This is a genomic window from Bacillus sp. FSL M8-0025 (assembly GCF_037975475.1).
GTDB classification, from domain to species: Bacteria; Bacillota; Bacilli; order Bacillales; family Bacillaceae; genus Bacillus; species Bacillus subtilis.
The window spans coordinates 2876790-2895199 of the sequence record NZ_CP150258.1 but is presented as its reverse complement, the minus strand read 5'-3'; the positions used below and the strand labels follow the sequence as shown (position 1 = coordinate 2895199).

The 18410-nt window shown below is 44.0% G+C and carries 19 protein-coding genes and 1 other annotated feature; of the genes, 13 read left to right on the top strand and 6 right to left on the bottom strand.

Translation table 11 applies throughout. From position 1 onward, the window contains the following. Positions 1-102 precede the first annotated feature (102 nt). The 7 genes from MKX38_RS15025 to motS all read left to right on the top strand — a co-directional run bounded on the left by MKX38_RS15025 (position 103) and on the right by motS (position 5552). The gene (locus MKX38_RS15025) at positions 103-525 is read left to right on the top strand and encodes a DUF948 domain-containing protein (RefSeq protein ID WP_003229276.1); all 423 of its coding nucleotides are present in this window, start codon (positions 103-105) and stop codon (positions 523-525) included. Positions 526-555: 30 nt separating this feature from the next. Beyond that, a complete protein-coding gene (locus tag MKX38_RS15020; RefSeq protein WP_004398549.1) occupies positions 556-1011 on the top strand; it encodes a YtxH domain-containing protein in 456 nt (151 codons plus the stop codon). 23 nt (positions 1012-1034) lie between these two features. Further along, complete coding sequence (ytxJ, locus tag MKX38_RS15015; protein WP_003229280.1) at positions 1035-1361, top strand: bacillithiol system redox-active protein YtxJ; 327 nt, start codon at positions 1035-1037, stop codon at positions 1359-1361. Between the two features lie 235 nt (positions 1362-1596). Next, entirely contained in the window at positions 1597-2673 is a 1077-nt protein-coding gene (locus MKX38_RS15010; RefSeq protein WP_003223454.1) for a bifunctional 3-deoxy-7-phosphoheptulonate synthase/chorismate mutase, read from the top strand. A gap of 275 nt (positions 2674-2948) precedes the next feature. Then, complete coding sequence (gene ccpA, locus MKX38_RS15005) at positions 2949-3953, top strand: catabolite control protein A (RefSeq protein ID WP_003229285.1); 1005 nt, start codon at positions 2949-2951, stop codon at positions 3951-3953. A gap of 62 nt (positions 3954-4015) precedes the next feature. Next, positions 4016-4834 (top strand): flagellar motor protein MotP, encoded by an 819-nt coding sequence (gene motP, locus MKX38_RS15000; RefSeq protein ID WP_014477672.1) that lies wholly within the window; start codon positions 4016-4018, stop codon positions 4832-4834. Beyond that, on the top strand, positions 4824-5552 hold the full coding sequence (gene motS / locus MKX38_RS14995) for a flagellar motor protein MotS (protein WP_339187600.1): 729 nt from the start codon (positions 4824-4826) through the stop codon (positions 5550-5552). Before motP ends, motS begins: the two co-directional genes overlap by 11 nt. Positions 5553-5562: 10 nt before the next feature. Here the strand turns inward: motS and MKX38_RS14990 are convergent, their stop codons facing one another. Genes MKX38_RS14990 through acuA form a run of 3 tightly spaced genes read right to left on the bottom strand, consistent with a single transcriptional unit; the run spans position 5563 to position 8026 of the window. Continuing rightward, the gene (locus tag MKX38_RS14990; protein ID WP_015251447.1) at positions 5563-6726 is read right to left on the bottom strand and encodes an acetoin utilization protein AcuC; all 1164 of its coding nucleotides are present in this window, start codon (positions 6724-6726) and stop codon (positions 5563-5565) included. Then, entirely contained in the window at positions 6723-7367 is a 645-nt protein-coding gene (locus tag MKX38_RS14985) for an acetoin utilization AcuB family protein (protein WP_003229294.1), read from the bottom strand. Before MKX38_RS14985 ends, MKX38_RS14990 begins: the two co-directional genes overlap by 4 nt. A gap of 26 nt (positions 7368-7393) precedes the next feature. Next, the gene (gene acuA, locus MKX38_RS14980) at positions 7394-8026 is read right to left on the bottom strand and encodes an acetoin utilization protein acetyltransferase AcuA (RefSeq protein WP_029726417.1); all 633 of its coding nucleotides are present in this window, start codon (positions 8024-8026) and stop codon (positions 7394-7396) included. Between the two features lie 159 nt (positions 8027-8185). Here acuA and acsA point away from each other — a divergent pair, with 159 nt between their 5' ends. The 3 genes from acsA (at position 8186) to MKX38_RS14965 (ending at position 11772) form a co-directional block, all read left to right on the top strand. Then, entirely contained in the window at positions 8186-9904 is a 1719-nt protein-coding gene (acsA, locus tag MKX38_RS14975; protein WP_004399030.1) for an acetate--CoA ligase, read from the top strand. Between the two features lie 54 nt (positions 9905-9958). Next, positions 9959-10195, top strand: a binding site (T-box leader). 50 nt (positions 10196-10245) lie between these two features. Next, positions 10246-11514: a tyrosine--tRNA ligase gene (gene tyrS, locus MKX38_RS14970; RefSeq protein ID WP_003229300.1), complete on the top strand. Its 1269-nt coding sequence runs from the start codon at positions 10246-10248 to the stop codon at positions 11512-11514. A gap of 129 nt (positions 11515-11643) precedes the next feature. After that, complete coding sequence (locus tag MKX38_RS14965) at positions 11644-11772, top strand: hypothetical protein (protein ID WP_032722349.1); 129 nt, start codon at positions 11644-11646, stop codon at positions 11770-11772. Between the two features lie 21 nt (positions 11773-11793). Here the strand turns inward: MKX38_RS14965 and rpsD are convergent, their stop codons facing one another. Beyond that, positions 11794-12396 (bottom strand): 30S ribosomal protein S4, encoded by a 603-nt coding sequence (gene rpsD, locus MKX38_RS14960; protein WP_003229304.1) that lies wholly within the window; start codon positions 12394-12396, stop codon positions 11794-11796. A 294-nt stretch (positions 12397-12690) separates the two neighbouring features. On the opposite strand from rpsD, the gene MKX38_RS14955 reads away from it, so the two are divergent. Next, on the top strand, positions 12691-14430 hold the full coding sequence (locus MKX38_RS14955; protein ID WP_339187597.1) for a diguanylate cyclase: 1740 nt from the start codon (positions 12691-12693) through the stop codon (positions 14428-14430). Between the two features lie 37 nt (positions 14431-14467). Here the strand turns inward: MKX38_RS14955 and MKX38_RS14950 are convergent, their stop codons facing one another. Beyond that, positions 14468-14959, bottom strand: a complete 492-nt coding sequence (locus MKX38_RS14950; protein WP_014477664.1) for a GAF domain-containing protein — start codon at positions 14957-14959, stop codon at positions 14468-14470. 126 nt (positions 14960-15085) lie between these two features. On the opposite strand from MKX38_RS14950, the gene refZ reads away from it, so the two are divergent. Continuing rightward, positions 15086-15709 (top strand): transcriptional regulator RefZ, encoded by a 624-nt coding sequence (gene refZ / locus MKX38_RS14945; protein ID WP_014477663.1) that lies wholly within the window; start codon positions 15086-15088, stop codon positions 15707-15709. Here the strand turns inward: refZ and hisJ are convergent. Further along, entirely contained in the window at positions 15706-16512 is an 807-nt protein-coding gene (gene hisJ, locus MKX38_RS14940) for a histidinol-phosphatase HisJ (protein ID WP_003229318.1), read from the bottom strand. The genes refZ and hisJ overlap by 4 nt on opposite strands. A gap of 196 nt (positions 16513-16708) precedes the next feature. Here hisJ and ezrA point away from each other — a divergent pair, with 196 nt between their 5' ends. Beyond that, on the top strand, positions 16709-18397 hold the full coding sequence (gene ezrA / locus MKX38_RS14935) for a septation ring formation regulator EzrA (protein ID WP_014480561.1): 1689 nt from the start codon (positions 16709-16711) through the stop codon (positions 18395-18397). Positions 18398-18410: the final 13 nt, after the last annotated feature.

The following is an 18410-nucleotide window of genomic DNA, read 5'->3' as shown; positions in this document are numbered from 1 at the left end:
TTCTTACATAACGGAGAATAGTATGTATACAGCCCAGTACACATGTTTATGATTGAAGAAAACGGGTAAACAGCAGTATATCCTGCAGCAAGGAGGTTTGAGATGATTATTATTCTTTATTTGAGCGTTGCACTCATCGCAGTTGCATTTCTCGTATTAGTGATCTACTTGTCTAAAACATTGAAGTCACTGCAGCTGACACTAAAAAACGTCGCATCCACTCTTGAAGGGCTGGAGGGACAAATGAAGGGCATCACAACTGAAACAGCCGAGCTTTTACATAAGACCAACCGCCTGGCTGAAGATATTCAGGAAAAATCAGAAAAGCTGAACACGGTCGTTCATGCTGTTCAAGGAGTGGGAGCTTCTGTACAGCAGTTCAATACATCCATGAAACAAGCGGCAGGGTCTGTATCGGCATCAGTTAGAGAGAATCAAGATAAGATCAATCAAGTTGTCACTTGGAGTCAAGCAGCAATGGAAATTTGGGAGAAATGGAAGCAAAAGAAAAAATCAGCCCTGTAAGAGAAAAAAATACTAAGAGGAGGAATAATGATGAGCAAAGATGGAATTAATAGTAAAGATTTTTTAATCGGAACTTTAATCGGGGGAATCATCGGTGCCACTACAGCTCTTTTTCTAGCGCCTAAATCAGGCAAAGAACTTCGCGACGATCTCGGCAGCCAGGCTGTTGCCTTACGGGACAAAACTGATAAAATGACGGCAGATGCGAAGGAAAAAGGCACGCAATATGTCAGCATCGCAAAAGACAAAACTTCCAACATCACACAGCTTGTAGCGGATCAGTCTGGACAGATCATGAACAAGGTAAAGGATTTGAGAGACCGTTCCAAATCTGACAAAACGGATTCATCGACTGCAATGCAAGATATGAGGGAAGAAGCGATGCAGGCAGCTGATGAAACAAAAGATCAAGTCCTCCAGACGAAAGAAGATGTAAAAGACGAACTGAAAGATGCACAAAAACAGGCTGAGCAGTTGAATCGCTGAGCAGGGAAGGAAGAGCTTGAGTCATGGCTAAACAGCTTATTCAATCTGAGGAAGAATTTAAACGGATTGCAGAACAGGAAGGCGTTTTCGTCTTCTTGAAACACAGCACCACATGCCCGATCAGCCAGGCAGCATTTCATGAGTTTGATGCCTTTGCAAATCAGCATGAGGATGTGCCGGCTTACTATCTTCAAGTACAAGAAGCCCGGCCGCTGTCCAATTTCATTGCAGAAACATATGGGGTCAAGCATGAAAGCCCTCAGATATTCATCATCCAGAACGGTGAAGTGAAATGGCATACCTCACATTCACAAATTACAGAAGCCGCTATTGAGCAGCATTTGTCATAGAAAAAAGCGTCCAGATATCATCTGGCGCTTTTTTTTGTAAAAAACCCTTGAACATTGCCCTCACATCATGTAGGATAGCTTCATAGATTACTTTATCACTTAAAAGCGTTTGGGTAATAAAGTAGAGTTTTTATAAAATTTTTTGTATTTCAGTATTTCCATTTGGAATTACTTATAGTAAGATGCATGATAACTACAAAATAAAAAATGAATGTGCAGGGAAAGGATGAAAAAAATGAGCAACACAGAGTTAGAGCTTTTAAGGCAGAAAGCAGACGAATTAAACCTACAAATTTTAAAATTAATCAACGAACGCGGCAATGTTGTAAAAGAGATCGGTAAAGCGAAGGAAGCACAGGGTGTCAACCGATTTGACCCTGTCAGAGAACGCACAATGTTAAACAATATCATTGAAAACAATGACGGGCCGTTCGAAAATTCAACCATCCAGCACATTTTTAAAGAGATATTCAAAGCCGGTTTAGAGCTTCAGGAAGAAGATCACAGCAAAGCGCTGCTTGTCTCCCGCAAGAAAAAACCTGAAGATACAATTGTTGATATCAAAGGCGAAAAAATCGGAGACGGCCAGCAAAGATTCATTGTCGGCCCATGTGCGGTAGAGAGCTATGAGCAGGTAGCTGAAGTCGCTGCAGCTGCGAAAAAACAAGGGATTAAAATTTTGCGCGGTGGAGCCTTTAAGCCTCGTACGAGCCCATACGATTTCCAAGGGCTTGGTGTTGAAGGCCTTCAAATTTTAAAACGTGTAGCGGATGAATTTGATCTGGCGGTTATCAGTGAAATCGTAACTCCGGCTCATATCGAAGAAGCGCTGGACTACATTGATGTCATTCAAATCGGAGCGCGCAACATGCAAAACTTCGAATTGCTGAAAGCGGCCGGCGCCGTGAAAAAGCCAGTGCTTCTGAAGCGCGGTCTTGCTGCAACGATCTCTGAATTCATCAATGCTGCTGAATACATCATGTCACAAGGAAATGACCAAATTATCCTTTGTGAGCGCGGAATCAGAACATATGAAACAGCAACGAGAAACACGCTGGATATTTCAGCTGTGCCGATTTTGAAACAAGAAACGCATTTGCCAGTCTTTGTTGATGTTACGCATTCAACAGGCCGCCGTGACCTCTTGCTTCCGACAGCTAAAGCCGCTTTAGCGATCGGTGCTGATGGCGTAATGGCTGAGGTTCACCCTGATCCGTCAGTCGCACTTTCTGACTCTGCTCAGCAAATGGCGATTCCTGAATTCGAAAAATGGCTGAATGAACTGAAGCCAATGGTGAAAGTCAACGCTTAATTGAACAATCCAAAAGGCCGCGCCTGCGGCCTTTTTTTATGCTTTCTCGTTTATTTAGTTATAAAAACCAAGTATACGTTTTCATCATCTATAAAAACGTGTATAATTTCATGAGAAGTAATTAAATTTGATGAATAATGAAAAATAATGTACACTACTGACTTACGCTTACAAATCATAAACGACATAAATTCGGACATTATGACATTTCTCTACATAAAGTGTTTATGCTATAGATAAGGATAAGTGTATCCAGTAAAAGGAGTGGTTTTAGGATGAGCAATATTACGATCTACGATGTAGCGAGAGAAGCTAATGTAAGCATGGCAACCGTTTCCCGTGTCGTGAACGGCAACCCGAATGTAAAACCGACAACGAGGAAAAAAGTCTTGGAAGCCATTGAACGTCTCGGTTACCGTCCAAACGCGGTGGCAAGAGGGCTGGCAAGTAAAAAAACAACAACTGTAGGTGTCATCATTCCCGATATCTCAAGCATTTTCTATTCAGAGCTTGCGCGCGGAATTGAAGATATCGCGACAATGTATAAATACAATATTATTTTGAGCAACTCTGACCAAAACATGGAGAAAGAGCTGCACTTGTTAAACACAATGCTCGGCAAACAAGTGGACGGCATCGTGTTTATGGGCGGAAACATTACGGACGAGCATGTGGCGGAATTTAAGCGTTCTCCAGTGCCGATTGTACTTGCCGCTTCTGTAGAAGAGCAGGAGGAAACACCGTCAGTCGCTATCGATTACGAACAGGCGATTTATGATGCCGTGAAGCTTTTGGTTGATAAAGGACATACAGACATCGCGTTCGTTTCCGGACCAATGGCAGAACCGATCAACCGTTCGAAAAAACTCCAAGGCTACAAACGTGCGCTTGAAGAAGCGAACCTTCCGTTTAATGAACAATTTGTAGCTGAAGGGGATTACACATATGATTCCGGACTCGAAGCACTGCAGCATCTGATGAGCCTGGATAAAAAACCGACAGCCATTCTTTCTGCAACTGATGAAATGGCACTCGGCATTATCCATGCCGCTCAGGATCAGGGCTTATCCATTCCGGAGGATCTCGACATTATCGGTTTTGATAATACAAGATTAAGCCTCATGGTTCGTCCTCAGCTTTCAACAGTTGTTCAGCCGACATATGATATCGGCGCCGTTGCGATGAGACTGCTGACGAAGCTCATGAATAAAGAGCCGGTTGAAGAGCATATCGTCGAACTGCCGCACCGTATAGAGCTTAGAAAGTCAACCAAGTCATAAGAAAAACAAAGAGCAAGCTTCACCTTTATGGTGAATTCTTGCTTTTTTCATGGGGAGAAATGATGAAACGTTTTGATTATCTTACACCTGTTGGATTTGTGTTAGGAACGATTATTATTGTTATCGGGATTATTTCAGGATCGGGAGTAAGCGGTTTCCGCTCTTTTCTTGATCTGACCTCTTTCTTCATCGTAACAGGGGGACTTTGCGCCGCTGTTTTTATCAGTTTTCCGCCAAGAGAGCTGAAAAAAGCGCCCTCTGTGTTAAAGCAGGCATTCATCCGCCAGGAAGACAATGTGAAAGATCTTGTGAAAACCTTTGTTTCCCTTTCCGATCACGCGCGAAAACACGGGCTTTTATCATTGGATGATCAGGCTCGGGAAATCAAAGATCCATTCTTGAAAAAAGGGCTGCTTTTAGCGATTGACGGCTGGGATGAAGAAACGATTCGGCTCGTCATGGATTCAGAAATCGCAGCAATGGAGGAACGGCACCGAAAAGGGCGGCGAGTTTTTGAAAAAGCGGGAGAATTCGCTCCGGCATGGGGAATGATCGGAACACTCGTCGGGCTTGTGCTGATGCTCAAAAACTTAAATGACCCGCATATGCTTGGACCAAATATGGCCATTGCGCTTCTGACGACTTTATATGGTTCATTACTGGCAAATATGGTCTTCAACCCGATCGCGGCTAAGCTTGAAGAGAAAACAGAAAGTGAAATTTTCATCAAGCAGGTAATGGTGGAAGGGATTATCGGTGTTCAATCCGGAAAAAACCCGCGCAACCTTGAAAGCCAGCTGGTCGTTTTCAGCTCACGGGAAGAATGGCAGAAGCAGCCAAAACAAGTAAAAACAAAAAAGGGATCTGTACATGAAGCTTAGAAGAGAACGTTTTGAAAGAAGGAATGGAAGCGGAAAAAACAGTCAATCTTCATTCAGCTGGATGGTAACCTTTACAGATTTGATCACCTTGATCCTTGTGTTCTTTATTTTACTCTTTTCGATGTCCCAAATCGATCTGCAAAAATTCAAAGCTGCAGTGGACTCGATCCAGAAGGAAGGCAACGGGCTTCAGCCGGACCAAACATCCATAGAAAAAAAGAATACATCCCCATCTGATACGAAGAAGCAAGAGGATCAGCAGGATCAGCTTCTCAAGAAAGTAAATACATATATAAAAGACAATCATTTGAAGGCCCAAATGACAGCCAAACGGGATGAACGCGGTGTCGTGCTCGTTCTTCAGGAGGCTGTGCTGTTTGATACAGGTGAGGCAAAGGTGCTGAAAAATGCCGAAACACTTCTTCACCAAATTGCCGTTCTTCTTCAAACCATTCCAAATGACATTCAGGTGGAGGGACATACAGACAGCCGAAACATTTCGACATACCGATACCCGTCGAACTGGGAGCTATCAGCAGCACGGGCAAGTGGGGTTATTCAATACTTCACGTCTAAAGAGAAGCTTCCCTCCAAGCGCTTTATTGCTGTCGGTTATGCGGATACAAAGCCAGTAAAGGATAACAAGACAAATGAACACATGAAGGAAAATCGGCGTGTGGAAATAGTGATTAAAAAATCAAAAACGACCTCTTCGTAAAGGTCGTTTTTTACTTTGTTCTTTGCTGTTCAGAACGTATCGCATATAATGCTTTGCTGACAGTTTGGGCATTTTTTTCTGTAATTTCAGGCTTGCGGGGAATCGGAGGATATAAATCAGCCGGATCGCTCCAGCTCGACGGAAGGGCCACGGGGCATTGTTTTTGCCATTTAGCAATCCATTCCGGCGGGATCTCGTGTCCCGGATCAATTCCCTTCATTTCAAGCCATATTCTGGCCCAGGCGCGGGGCACGACACGCCAAATATCATATCCGCCCCCTCCGACTGCAATCCATTTCCCTCCGCAATATTGATGAGCCAAAGTGTGTGCAAGACGGGGGATTTCTTCGTATATATTGATTGTTGCTGATAAATGCGTCAGCGGGTCGTAGTAATGGGCATCGGCGCCGTTTTGGCTGATAATGACATCAGGCTCGAAATACGCGGCGACTTCTGAAGCTGCTGTCCGGTAAGCCTCAAGAAAAGAATCATCCTCTGTAAAAGCGTCAAGCGGGATATTAAAGGAATAGCCATATCCTTTTCCGCTGCCTTTTTCTTGGATCTGGCCGGTTCCAGGGAATAAATACCTTCCTGTTTCATGAATGGACAGCGTGCATACGTCAGGATTATCGTAAAATGTAAATTGCACACCGTCCCCGTGGTGGGCGTCCGTATCAATATAAAGCACTCTGGCGCTATATTTTTTCTGGATATATTGAATCGCCACAGCGCTGTCGTTGTATATGCAGAATCCTGATGCTCTCCCGCGAAAGCCATGATGAAGCCCTCCACCAAGGTTTGCCGCATGCAGGGCTTGTCCTGACATGACCCAGTCTGCGGCCGTTAAAGTGCCGCCGACCAAGAGTGATGCCGCTTCGTGCATGCCGGCAAAGACGGGTGTGTCTTCAGTGCCGAGCCCGTAGCTTTCTCCTTCTTCAGCGGGAAGCTTTCCGGCGCCCGCAAGCTTTACGGCCTGAATGTAATCGTCCGTGTGGACAAGGGAAAGCTCCTCTTCTGAAGCGAGTCTGGGGGTGACAATGTCTCCATCATCAAAGGCATTGATCGTCTTAAGCAAATCATATGTTAACAGAACCCGCTGCTGATTAAAGGGATGCTCCTGATGAAACATATAGGTTTGGTAGGATGGAGAATAGATAAATACACTGTCTCTCATAGCAGATCCCTTTGCTCTGACGGCCATACGACGTGGTGTCCATTTCTTTGTAATGCCTGCAAAAACGGCAGCGGATTCATCGTTTTTACACGGAAGACAAGCACTTTTACACCGGGATCGTCATGCGGATAAACAAGCACGCTTAATATTTTCACTTGAAGGTCTTGGCAAAGACTGCTGATCTCAGCGAGGCTTTTGGTGATGTCGTTTACTTTTATCTCAATTTGCGATCCCGGCTGGTCAGCGCCTGTCAATTTGACAAACGTCCGCAGCAAATCGGTTTTTGTTAAAATGCCTATTAATTTTTGATGGTGCACCACTGGAAGGCAGCCGATGCCATGCTCGTAGAACACGGCTGATATTTCTTCGACAAAATCTAACGGGTGGGCGCAGACAACATCCTTTTTCATAATTGAATCTACGCTTCGTGTGAGAAATAGGCTTCGTTTGTTTTCTTCAAAAATACTCGGGCTGGCCTGTTTCATGTCTCTGTCTGTAATCATGCCGATCACGTGTCGTTCTTCATCTACAACAGGCAGATGTCTGATATGGAATTCCTTCAGTTTGCATATGGCTGTTTCAAGCGTATCTGTCTTCGTTAATGTAATGACATCTCTTTTCATGATTTGCTCAACAATCATTATTTTTTCCCCTTTGCCAGTGTCAGTTAATACATATAACGATGATAAAAACGGAGCCTGTCAAATTGCTCAATTGATTCTTGGCTGACGTTTTTTCCAATGCGGGCCATCAGACAGTTTGCAGGGTGGGAGCTGATCTCCGGCTCATCCGTTGCAAACCAGACCAATCCGCCTGCATTCATCATCTTTTCCATGATCTTTCTGTATTCCCACACATCTTTGTTCATCCCTTTTAAATCCCAATGCCAGTAATATTCTGTCGTCATCACAATGTAGTTTTCCATTTGTTCATCCATCATGCTGACGGTCAGGAGCGTCTTTCCGACAGCGCATCCCCGATAGTCCGGCGCTACTTCGATGGCTCCGAGCTCAATCAAATCTTCCATATTTCCTTCAGACCATCTTTCGAGCGGGTCAGGATATAAATACGTGACATAGCCGACAATGGTTCGGCCGTCTCTGGCAATAATAATGCGCCCTTCGGGAAGGCCTGCAATGTCGACTAGCGCTTCATGCTGCTCGCGAGGCGGGCGAAATGCGGTTAAATCTTTATGAAACTCATAACCTGCCAAATCCTCTGGAGAGACAGGCCCTTCTATCAGTATAGAGCCGGTTGCTGTTTTGATGTTTGCTGAATGGTATGTTTTATGATGTTCCACTAATTCACCGTCCCATCAATTCTTATAAAAATACATGCCTTCTTTAAGAATACCAAATTATAAAGCGTTTTCAACATGGTTTATATTTTAAAAATTGAGAAGAATATGAATATATACTATAATAATTGTGACAACTTCAGCAAAGGGGGATGTTTGGGCATGAATTTGAAAGCGTTACCAGCAATAGAGGGGGATCATAACTTAAAAAACTATGAAGAAACGTACCGGCATTTTGATTGGGCCGAGGCGGAGAAACATTTCTCTTGGCATGAGACAGGGAAACTGAATGCGGCGTATGAAGCGATTGACCGCCATGCCGAATCGTTTCGAAAAAACAAAGTAGCGCTTTATTATAAAGACGCAAAAAGGGATGAAAAATACACGTTTAAAGAAATGAAGGAAGAATCAAACAGAGCCGGGAATGTGCTGAGACGGTATGGAAATGTGGAAAAAGGGGACCGCGTTTTTATTTTTATGCCGAGATCACCCGAGCTTTATTTTATTATGCTTGGCGCAATCAAAATTGGCGCCATCGCCGGGCCGCTGTTCGAAGCATTTATGGAGGGAGCGGTGAAAGACCGGCTTGAAAACAGTGAGGCAAAGGTTGTTGTCACAACACCTGAGCTGCTGGAGAGAATACCGGTAGACAAACTGCCTCACTTGCAGCATGTCTTCGTAGTCGGGGGAGAGGCTGAGAGCGGCACGAATATCATCAATTATGATGAAGCAGCGAAACAGGAAAGCACAAGACTGGATATCGAATGGATGGATAAAAAAGACGGCTTTCTGCTTCACTATACATCAGGTTCCACTGGTACGCCAAAGGGCGTGCTGCATGTCCATGAAGCGATGATTCAGCAATATCAAACAGGAAAGTGGGTCCTTGATTTAAAGGAAGAAGACATTTATTGGTGCACGGCTGATCCAGGCTGGGTGACAGGTACGGTATACGGCATTTTTGCACCGTGGCTGAACGGAGCGACAAATGTCATCGTCGGCGGACGTTTCAGCCCGGAAAGCTGGTATGGAACGATTGAACAGCTTGGCGTCAATGTCTGGTACAGCGCGCCGACAGCTTTTCGGATGCTGATGGGAGCGGGAGATGAAATGGCTGCGAAATATGATCTAACTTCACTCCGGCATGTGCTCAGTGTCGGTGAGCCGCTAAATCCGGAAGTCATCAGATGGGGACATAAAGTTTTTAACAAACGAATTCATGATACATGGTGGATGACAGAAACGGGCAGTCAGCTTATCTGCAACTATCCTTGCATGGATATTAAACCGGGTTCAATGGGTAAGCCGATTCCAGGAGTGGAGGCAGCGATCGTTGACAATCAAGGCAACGAGCTTCCGCCGTACCGAATGGGCAATCTCGCCATCAAAAAGGGCTGGCCTTCCATGATGCATACCATTTGGAATAACCCTGAAAAGTATGAATCGTATTTCATGCCGGGCGGCTGGTATGTGTCTGGGGATTCTGCTTACATGGATGAAGAGGGATACTTTTGGTTCCAAGGCAGAGTTGATGACGTCATCATGACCTCCGGTGAGCGCGTCGGCCCATTTGAAGTGGAAAGCAAGCTTGTCGAACATCCGGCTATTGCAGAAGCAGGCGTTATCGGAAAGCCTGACCCGGTGCGTGGAGAAATCATTAAAGCTTTTATTGCACTCAGGGAAGGATTTGAGCCGTCTGATAAACTGAAAGAAGAGATCCGCCTATTTGTAAAGCAGGGTCTTGCAGCTCATGCGGCTCCGCGTGAGATCGAATTTAAAGATAAGCTTCCGAAAACCCGAAGCGGAAAGATCATGAGGCGCGTGCTGAAGGCATGGGAGCTTAATCTGCCGGCTGGAGATCTGTCAACAATGGAGGATTAAAAGGCGGCGTTGACACAGGATTTTATTTATGTTAAAAATGATATAGCTTCATATGAAAAGGTAAAGATTGAGACAAGTAGAATATCCTTACGTTCCAGAGAGCTGATGGCCGGTGAAAATCAGCACAGACGGATATATCGAATACACTCATGAACCGCTTTTGCAAACAAAGCCGGCCAGGCTTTCAGTAGTGAAAGAACGGACCTGATCCGTTATCAGGCAAAGTGATAAGACGAATGTTTGCATTCTCTTATTAGTAGGGTGGTACCGCGATAATCAATCGTCCCTTCGTGTAAACGAAGGGGCGTTTTTTATTTTAATTAAAAAAGGAGCTTTATCTTATGACTAACTTACTTGAAGACTTATCCTTCCGCGGATTGATTCAGCAAATGACAGATGAAGAAGGGTTGAATAAACAGCTGAATGAAGAAAAAATCCGCTTGTACTCAGGCTTTGACCCTACAGCAGACAGCTTGCATATCGGACACCTGCTGCCTATTTTAACACTTCGTCGTTTTCAGCTTGCAGGGCATCATCCGATTGCGCTTGTGGGCGGCGCGACGGGCCTCATCGGTGATCCAAGCGGAAAAAAAGCAGAGCGTACATTAAACACTGCTGACATCGTATCCGAATGGTCCCAAAAAATCAAAAACCAGCTGTCCAGATTTCTAGATTTTGAAGCAGCAGAAAACCCAGCTGTCATCGCGAACAACTTTGACTGGATCGGCAAAATGAATGTGATCGATTTCCTTCGTGACGTTGGTAAAAATTTCGGCATCAATTACATGCTGGCAAAAGATACGGTCAGCTCAAGAATTGAATCCGGCATCTCGTACACGGAATTCAGCTACATGATTCTTCAATCTTATGATTTCTTAAATCTTTACAGAGACAAAAACTGTAAACTGCAAATCGGCGGAAGCGATCAGTGGGGCAACATCACAGCGGGTCTTGAACTGATCAGAAAATCAGAAGAAGAAGGAGCAAAAGCGTTCGGCCTAACGATTCCGCTTGTCACAAAAGCAGACGGCACGAAGTTCGGAAAAACGGAAGGCGGCGCGATCTGGCTTGATAAAGAAAAAACATCGCCATATGAATTCTATCAATTCTGGATCAACACAGACGACCGTGACGTTGTCAAATACTTGAAATACTTCACGTTCCTTTCAAAAGAGGAAATTGAAGCATACGCTGAAAAAACAGAAACGGCGCCAGAAAAACGTGAAGCGCAAAAACGCCTGGCAGAAGAAGTGACATCACTTGTTCACGGACGCGAGGCGCTGGAGCAAGCCATCAACATCTCCCAAGCGCTGTTCAGCGGCAATATTAAAGAGCTTTCTGCTCAAGACGTAAAAGTAGGCTTTAAAGATGTTCCTTCTATGGAAGTTGACAGCACCCAAGAGCTTTCACTTGTAGATGTGTTGGTGCAATCTAAATTATCTCCTTCTAAACGCCAAGCGCGTGAAGACATCCAAAACGGAGCTGTTTACATTAACGGTGAACGCCAGACGGAAATAAATTATACCCTATCAGGTGAAGACCGCATCGAAAACCAATTTACTGTTCTGCGCCGCGGGAAGAAAAAATACTTCCTTGTGACGTATAAATAAGAAAAAGATCCTTTGCCACTGAAGGCAAAGGATCTTTTTGTTTACCGCATAGGAATGAAAGGAAAAGAGTATATTAGATAGGGCAAACACGACCAATCACCACCTTTTAAATGAAAGGAGCGCTAAAGCGTGAATCTCATGTGTACGATTGCAAAAGAACGGCTGCAGCGGGATCATTGGGAGCAGCAGGCGCAAGATAGTGTTGGCCAGCAAGAGGCGAATGACGAAACAGACGATAAAAAAACCCCGACCGCATAGCGGCAGGGGTTTTTAAAACGATTAACGAGAGTAGAACTCAACGATAAGCGCTTCGTTAATTTCCGGAGCAAGTTCAGAACGCTCAGGAAGACGAGTGAAAGTACCTTCAAGCTTTTCAGCGTCGAAAGTAAGGTATTCAGGAACGAAGTTGTTCACTTCAACAGATTCTTTGATGATAGAAAGGTTTCTTGATTTTTCGCGAACACCGATTGTTTGACCAGGTTTCACTAGGTAAGACGGGATGTCAACGCGGCTTCCGTCTACAAGAATGTGACCGTGGTTAACCAATTGGCGAGCTTGACGGCGAGTACGTGCTAAACCTAGCTTGTACACAACGTTATCAAGACGAGAATCTAAAAGAATCATGAAGTTTTCACCGTGTTTACCAGCTAGTTTGCCAGCTTTGTCAAACAAAGTGCGGAATTGACGTTCGTTTACACCGTACATGTGACGAAGCTTTTGCTTTTCTTGCAATTGCAAACCGTATTCTGATAATTTTTTGCGTTGTCCTGGGCCGTGTGGACCTGGAGCGTAAGGGCGTTTTTCTAATTCTTTTCCTGTACCGCTAAGAGAGATTCCTAGACGGCGGGACAGTTTCCAAGATGGACCTGTATAGCGAGCCATAATGTGACTCCTCCTTTGGTTTTATTTTTGTGGAAAATAAAAACCGTCTGCTCTATTCGACCATGCACATTTTGTTTTCATGTATCCTCGCTCCAGCAGCAGAGAGTTACACGATACACCTTATCGATAAGGAACAAAATGAAAACATAGAAGCTGAACAAAAAGGCTGCAATATTTCACACAAAGGTCATTATATAATTTATTTGTTTTGAAGTCAACCATTCCTCCATTATTGCTTCACCGTTTATGATATAATAAACAAAAATTAGTGGTAAACTTTTAGGTGATAAAAACATGGTAGAACAAACTAAAGATCAATTATCCGCCTTTCATTATCATATGCTCGATTTTTTATTAACCAAATCTGAAAAAGTCACATTCACCGACTCTTTCATATGGCTGACTTCGGCTATTCAAACCTATTTTTCAACCCTTTGTGTTTCGCTTACACCGTCATCATCAGACTTTGTGACAAAACTGGCAGATGGTGAAGCGCGTTTTTCCGCTTCGAAAATAAACGCTTCATGTTACCTGATTGAGGACGGCTCCGGCAGGCGTTTCCATCTTGCATGCAGGCAGGATGAAGAGATTCCTGAAGGGCTTCCGGACGTGGTTGCTTCATTTTTAAACCAGTCGATGAAACAGGAAAGACTCTATAACAAAACGATCTACCAAAAAAAGATATACAAAATGACAGAGCTGTTCCATTCACTGCTTGATCAGACAGATGTGCTGAAGCAGCTTTTAGAAAGCTTGACAAGCACATTTTCTCTTTTTGAGTTTTCTTTATTTATATCGCACGATCAAGACCAATGTTTAGGGATTCCTGCAAAAGAGCTGTATATGGAAGGGGAAAAATCCGATTCCTTTGCGCTCAAAGTGTATTTGTCCGGAGACATTTTGCGGAAAAATGAATCTGTCGCCTATATTCCGATCAAAGGACAGCAGGGCACATACGGGGTGTTGAAGGCTGAAGGAACGGGTGACAGCTTTCTTACTGATGCCTGCCTTGATGAAATGTCGCTGTTAGCAAACGCCGCGGGAAAAGCGTTTGAAAATGCCCAGCTCTACGAACAATCCAAAGCAAGCATCGCAAATTTGGAATTGATTAATGAGACATCACGACGCCTGAATCAGCGGATGACATTGACTGATACAATGAATGATCTGGCTGTGAGAATGGCAGAATCATTTCAGGCAGAAGAAGTGGGATTTTTTCATATAGACCATTTTGAAAACCTAACATTGCTTCCAGGCAGCACAGCATTTTTTAAAGAAGCGAAGCCGTCAGATTTTTATAATGAGCTGAAAGAAAAGCTGTATGAAGGTGAAAAAGGGGTTTTCATCGGGAATGGCCAGTCTGTTTTTGGGAAGGTGGGGTACGGCTCGCTGATGGCTGCTCCGATGATTCAAAACGACCGGCTTTTAGGCTTTGCGGTTTTATTGAAACAGGAGCTGTACGCTTTTACATTTGAAATGTACAAGCTGTTTCAGGCGCTGATTCATCACGCGACACTGGCTGTAACCAATTCAATGCTTCGCGACCGCCTTGAGCATCTCGTGAAAACAGATCAGCTGACTGAACTGTATTCACGAGCGTATTTAGATGAAAAAATTCAATACAGCATGAAAATCCACCAAAAGGGTGTTTTTATTCTTGTTGATATTGATAATTTTAAGAATGTAAATGATACGTACGGCCATCAGACTGGGGACGAGATTTTAATTCAAGTCGCTTCAGTGATTAAAAGCAACATCCGAAAGCATGATGTCGGTGCCCGCTGGGGAGGAGAGGAGCTGGCGATTTATTTGCCAAATGTGCCGGTTGCAGTGGGGAAACGGATTACCGAGCGGCTGGTTTACGCGGTCAGAAAAAATACGAAACCCGAGGTAACCATTTCCTGCGGTATCTCCTGCTGGACGACAGAAACAAAAAAGTCGCTGAAAGAGCTTGTGCATGAGGCAGACGAAGCGCTCTACAGCGCGAAACGGAGCGGGAAAAACCGCTTGATGGTTCATGACTCAATAAAATAAAAAAAGCCCAAAACGATATCAGTTTTGGGCTTTTATATTACTGCGCTAACGCTTTTTCTAGCGTTTCGGCAAATTGAGTTAAGTATTTTTCATCAATTTCGTCGAAACGGTTTTTCACTGGGCTGTCGATGTCCAAGACGCCGACAATTTTTCCGTCTACACGAATCGGAAGCACAATTTCTGATTGGGACGCTGCATCGCAGGCGATATGTCCAGGAAACGCGTTTACATCCTCAACACGTTCCACTTTTCCGTTTGCGTACGCTGTGCCGCAAACCCCTCTGCCGAAAGGAATCCGAACACATGCCGGGAGGCCTTGGAACGGACCTAACACAAGCTGTCCATCCTCTTCTTTGGCAAAATAGAAACCCGCCCAGTTGACTTCAGGCAGCGAATGATACAGCAGTGCTGAGGCATTTGCATAGTTAGCTATTTGGTCTGTTTCGTCTTCGGTCATGGCTTCGAGCTGTTTTAGCAGAAGCTGATAGTCTTTTTCTTTATCTCCAGATTGTTTTTCGACATGGAACATGGAAAACCCTCACTTTTTCTATAATATAAAACAAAGTTCCGGCTTTTCTGCCGGCATTTGTCGATAAGTTCTTACAGGAACAGCGGCTTTCTGCTTGAATAGTATCAAGAGGAAGGAGTGAGCCGTATGAAAGTAAGCACCAAAGACAAAATTATTGAATCTGCTGTCATGCTTTTTAACCAAAAAGGATTTTCTGGCACGTCTGTCCGTGAAATCGCAAAGTCAGCTGATGTAAATGTTGCGCACATCTCCTACTATTTTAAAGGCAAAGGAGGCTTGATGGAACACTTAGTTTCAGAGTTTTACGAGGGCTACAGCAAAACGCTTGAAACAGCGGCAAGCAATATCTCTTCTCAAAGCACGCAGGAACAGCTTCTTCAATTGGTTTTCGATATTTTATCCTATCAGCATAATCATCGTCAATTAACTCGTTTTGTCTACCGGGAAGTCACAATTGACTCCACATTAATCAGGGAAATTATGTCGACATATCTAATGAAGGAAAAGTATATCTTTCAGCTGATCATTGAGGAAGGAGAAAAACAGCGTGAATATTTAACGCTGCCGCTGCCTCATTTTATTCTCCAATTAAAATCTCTCTTGATGATGCCCTATCTCCAGCCTCAATATATTTCAGAAGTACTCTACATGCAGCCGCACGAGCCGTATTTTTATAAAATGTATTTTGAAGAAATCAAGATTTGGATCAGAAGCGTCTTCCGGACAGGAGACGTGGCGCTCACCAACTAGCACCGTTCCAAAAACGCCTCATACGCATATCCGACATCTCCCGCTTGATGGGCATCTGACCCAAACACAAGCGGGATCTTCTTTTGCTTCGCTTCATTCAGCATCCAATCCTCGATATAAATACCGCCAGCGTAAGTTTTTCTTAAGCCGGAAGTATTGAAGTCGAGCTCCATTCCGTTTTCTTCAATGGCATTCAGGCACAGGGAAACGAGGCCGCGAATATGTTCTGACATGCTGTATGGAAACAGCTTGATGAATTTTTGGACGAGTGTGATGTGACCGACTCTTTTTGGCTTATAAACGCCGAGAGATGCTACAATGGAAGAATAGATACTCCGGTAATATTGTTCATATACCGCTTCAATGCTTCCGCAGGCTGAAATCAGCTCTTTGAAGGTATGCTCGTCATAATCAAGGCATAGATAGGAAGAGTCTGTGCGCAAAAAATGAACGGATAAGATGCTGTCATCTAAATATGGCCCGTATGTGTCTAGGAATAATGTAATTTCGTCTTCAAATTCAGCGATATAATCGACTTCAAGCCCTGTCCGTATGCTAAGCTGTCCGCGATATTCTTTTTTTAATCCGGAAATTTCATGAATATAGCGTTCCAAAGAAGCTTGCGCCATCGCGCTGTCTTTCAGCGGCGTGGGATCGGTAAAAGAGGGCGGCAATGGGGCGTGTTCGGTAAAAGTAATCGATTCGAACCCTTTTTTTAAGGCTTCTTCTGCATATTGTCTGAGTGTGTCATTGGAGCCGTGAGGGCAAAATGGTGTGTGAATATGTCCGTCTCGCTTTTGCATTGATGTCACCCCATGAAAAAATAGTCAAATCCTGCCGATTTTGCACAAAAAGTTTTTGATTTCTGGTCAAAAAATGTTTGTTACATGGTATCATAATAACAATGAAAACGACAGTTTTTCTCAATACATATCCTGAAATCTTTCTGAATAAATAAAACACCCTGACAGATTAAGGTAAACAGCAAGGGGGCTCATTATGGAGTTTGTCATTGGATTATTAATTGTACTGCTTGCGCTGTTTGCGGCAGGCTACTTTTTCAGGAAAAAAATCTACGCCGAAATCGACCGGCTGGAATCGTGGAAGATTGAAATTCTGAATCGGTCGATCGTGGAAGAAATGTCTAAAATAAAACATTTAAAAATGACGGGTCAGACAGAAGAGTTCTTTGAGAAGTGGCGTGAAGAATGGGATGAGATTGTCACAGCCCACATGCCGAAAGTTGAAGAGCTCCTTTATGATGCCGAGGAAAATGCAGACAAATACCGGTTTAAAAAGGCCAATCAAGTGCTCGTTCATATCGACGACCTGCTGACAGCGGCTGAATCAAGCATTGAAAAGATTCTTCGGGAAATCAGCGATCTTGTCACAAGTGAGGAAAAGAGCCGTGAAGAGATTGAACAGGTGAGGGAGCGCTATTCGAAATCTCGAAAAAACCTGCTGGCTTACAGCCACCTTTACGGGGAGCTTTATGACAGCCTTGAAAAGGATCTGGACGAAATTTGGAGCGGCATCAAACAATTTGAAGAAGAAACAGAAGGCGGAAACTATATTACTGCACGAAAAGTACTGCTTGAGCAGGACCGCAATCTTGAACGGCTTCAGTCATACATAGATGATGTGCCGAAGCTGTTAGCTGACTGTAAACAGACGGTGCCCGGACAGATTGCAAAGCTCAAGGATGGCTATGGCGAAATGAAAGAAAAAGGGTACAAGCTTGAGCATATCCAGCTTGATAAGGAATTAGAAAATCTGTCAAACCAGCTGAAACGAGCGGAACATGTCCTGATGACTGAACTGGATATTGATGAAGCGTCCGCAATCCTGCAGCTCATTGACGAAAATATTCAATCTGTTTATCAGCAGCTGGAGGGCGAAGTTGAAGCCGGTCAATCCGTACTAAGCAAAATGCCTGAATTGATTATTGCTTACGACAAGCTTAAAGAAGAGAAAGAGCATACGAAGGCGGAAACTGAGCTGGTGAAGGAAAGCTACAGGCTGACAGCCGGTGAGCTCGGCAAACAGCAGGCTTTTGAAAAGCGCCTTGATGAAATTGGAAAGCTGCTATCATCCGTTAAAGATAAGCTTGATGCAGAGCATGTCGCTTACTCACTTTTAGTAGAAGAAGTTGCTTCAATAGAGAAGCAAATTGAAGAAGTGAAAAAAGAGCATGCCGAGTATCGTGAAAATCTGCAAGCGCTGAGAAAAGAAGAGCTTCAGGCGAGGGAGACGCTCAGCAATTTGAAAAAAACAATTTCTGAGACAGCTAGACTGCTGAAGACTAGCAACATTCCAGGGATTCCGAGCCATATTCAAGAGATGTTGGAGAACGCGCATCATCATATTCAAGAAACAGTCAATCAACTAAACGAACTTCCATTAAATATGGAAGAAGCCGGTGCCCATTTGAAACAAGCAGAAGAAATCGTCAACAGGGCAAGCCGGGAATCAGAGGAACTTGTCGAGCAGGTCATCCTCATTGAAAAAATCATTCAGTTCGGAAACCGGTTCAGAAGCCAGAATCATATTTTATCTGAACAGCTGAAAGAAGCGGAAAGACGTTTTTATGCTTTTGATTATGACGACTCTTATGAAATTGCAGCTGCCGCTGTAGAAAAGGCTGCGCCAGGTGCAGTTGAAAAAATCAAAGCAGACATATCCGCTTAGATAATCACGACTA

Bases quoted from the DNA above. Each gene is read 5' to 3' on its own strand.
- MKX38_RS15025 (WP_003229276.1), top strand. From the start codon at position 103: ATGATTATTATTCTTTATTTGAGCGTTGCACTCATCGCAGTTGCATTT.
- MKX38_RS15020 (WP_004398549.1), top strand. From the start codon at position 556: ATGAGCAAAGATGGAATTAATAGTAAAGATTTTTTAATCGGAACTTTA.
- ytxJ (WP_003229280.1), top strand. From the start codon at position 1,035: ATGGCTAAACAGCTTATTCAATCTGAGGAAGAATTTAAACGGATTGCA.
- MKX38_RS15010 (WP_003223454.1), top strand. From the start codon at position 1,597: ATGAGCAACACAGAGTTAGAGCTTTTAAGGCAGAAAGCAGACGAATTA.
- ccpA (WP_003229285.1), top strand. From the start codon at position 2,949: ATGAGCAATATTACGATCTACGATGTAGCGAGAGAAGCTAATGTAAGC.
- motP (WP_014477672.1), top strand. From the start codon at position 4,016: ATGAAACGTTTTGATTATCTTACACCTGTTGGATTTGTGTTAGGAACG.
- motS (WP_339187600.1), top strand. From the start codon at position 4,824: ATGAAGCTTAGAAGAGAACGTTTTGAAAGAAGGAATGGAAGCGGAAAA.
- MKX38_RS14990 (WP_015251447.1), bottom strand. From the start codon at position 6,726: ATGAGAGACAGTGTATTTATCTATTCTCCATCCTACCAAACCTATATG.
- MKX38_RS14985 (WP_003229294.1), bottom strand. From the start codon at position 7,367: ATGATTGTTGAGCAAATCATGAAAAGAGATGTCATTACATTAACGAAG.
- acsA (WP_004399030.1), top strand. From the start codon at position 8,186: ATGAATTTGAAAGCGTTACCAGCAATAGAGGGGGATCATAACTTAAAA.
- tyrS (WP_003229300.1), top strand. From the start codon at position 10,246: ATGACTAACTTACTTGAAGACTTATCCTTCCGCGGATTGATTCAGCAA.
- rpsD (WP_003229304.1), bottom strand. From the start codon at position 12,396: ATGGCTCGCTATACAGGTCCATCTTGGAAACTGTCCCGCCGTCTAGGA.
- MKX38_RS14955 (WP_339187597.1), top strand. From the start codon at position 12,691: ATGGTAGAACAAACTAAAGATCAATTATCCGCCTTTCATTATCATATG.
- MKX38_RS14950 (WP_014477664.1), bottom strand. From the start codon at position 14,959: ATGTTCCATGTCGAAAAACAATCTGGAGATAAAGAAAAAGACTATCAG.
- refZ (WP_014477663.1), top strand. From the start codon at position 15,086: ATGAAAGTAAGCACCAAAGACAAAATTATTGAATCTGCTGTCATGCTT.
- hisJ (WP_003229318.1), bottom strand. From the start codon at position 16,512: ATGCAAAAGCGAGACGGACATATTCACACACCATTTTGCCCTCACGGC.
- ezrA (WP_014480561.1), top strand. From the start codon at position 16,709: ATGGAGTTTGTCATTGGATTATTAATTGTACTGCTTGCGCTGTTTGCG.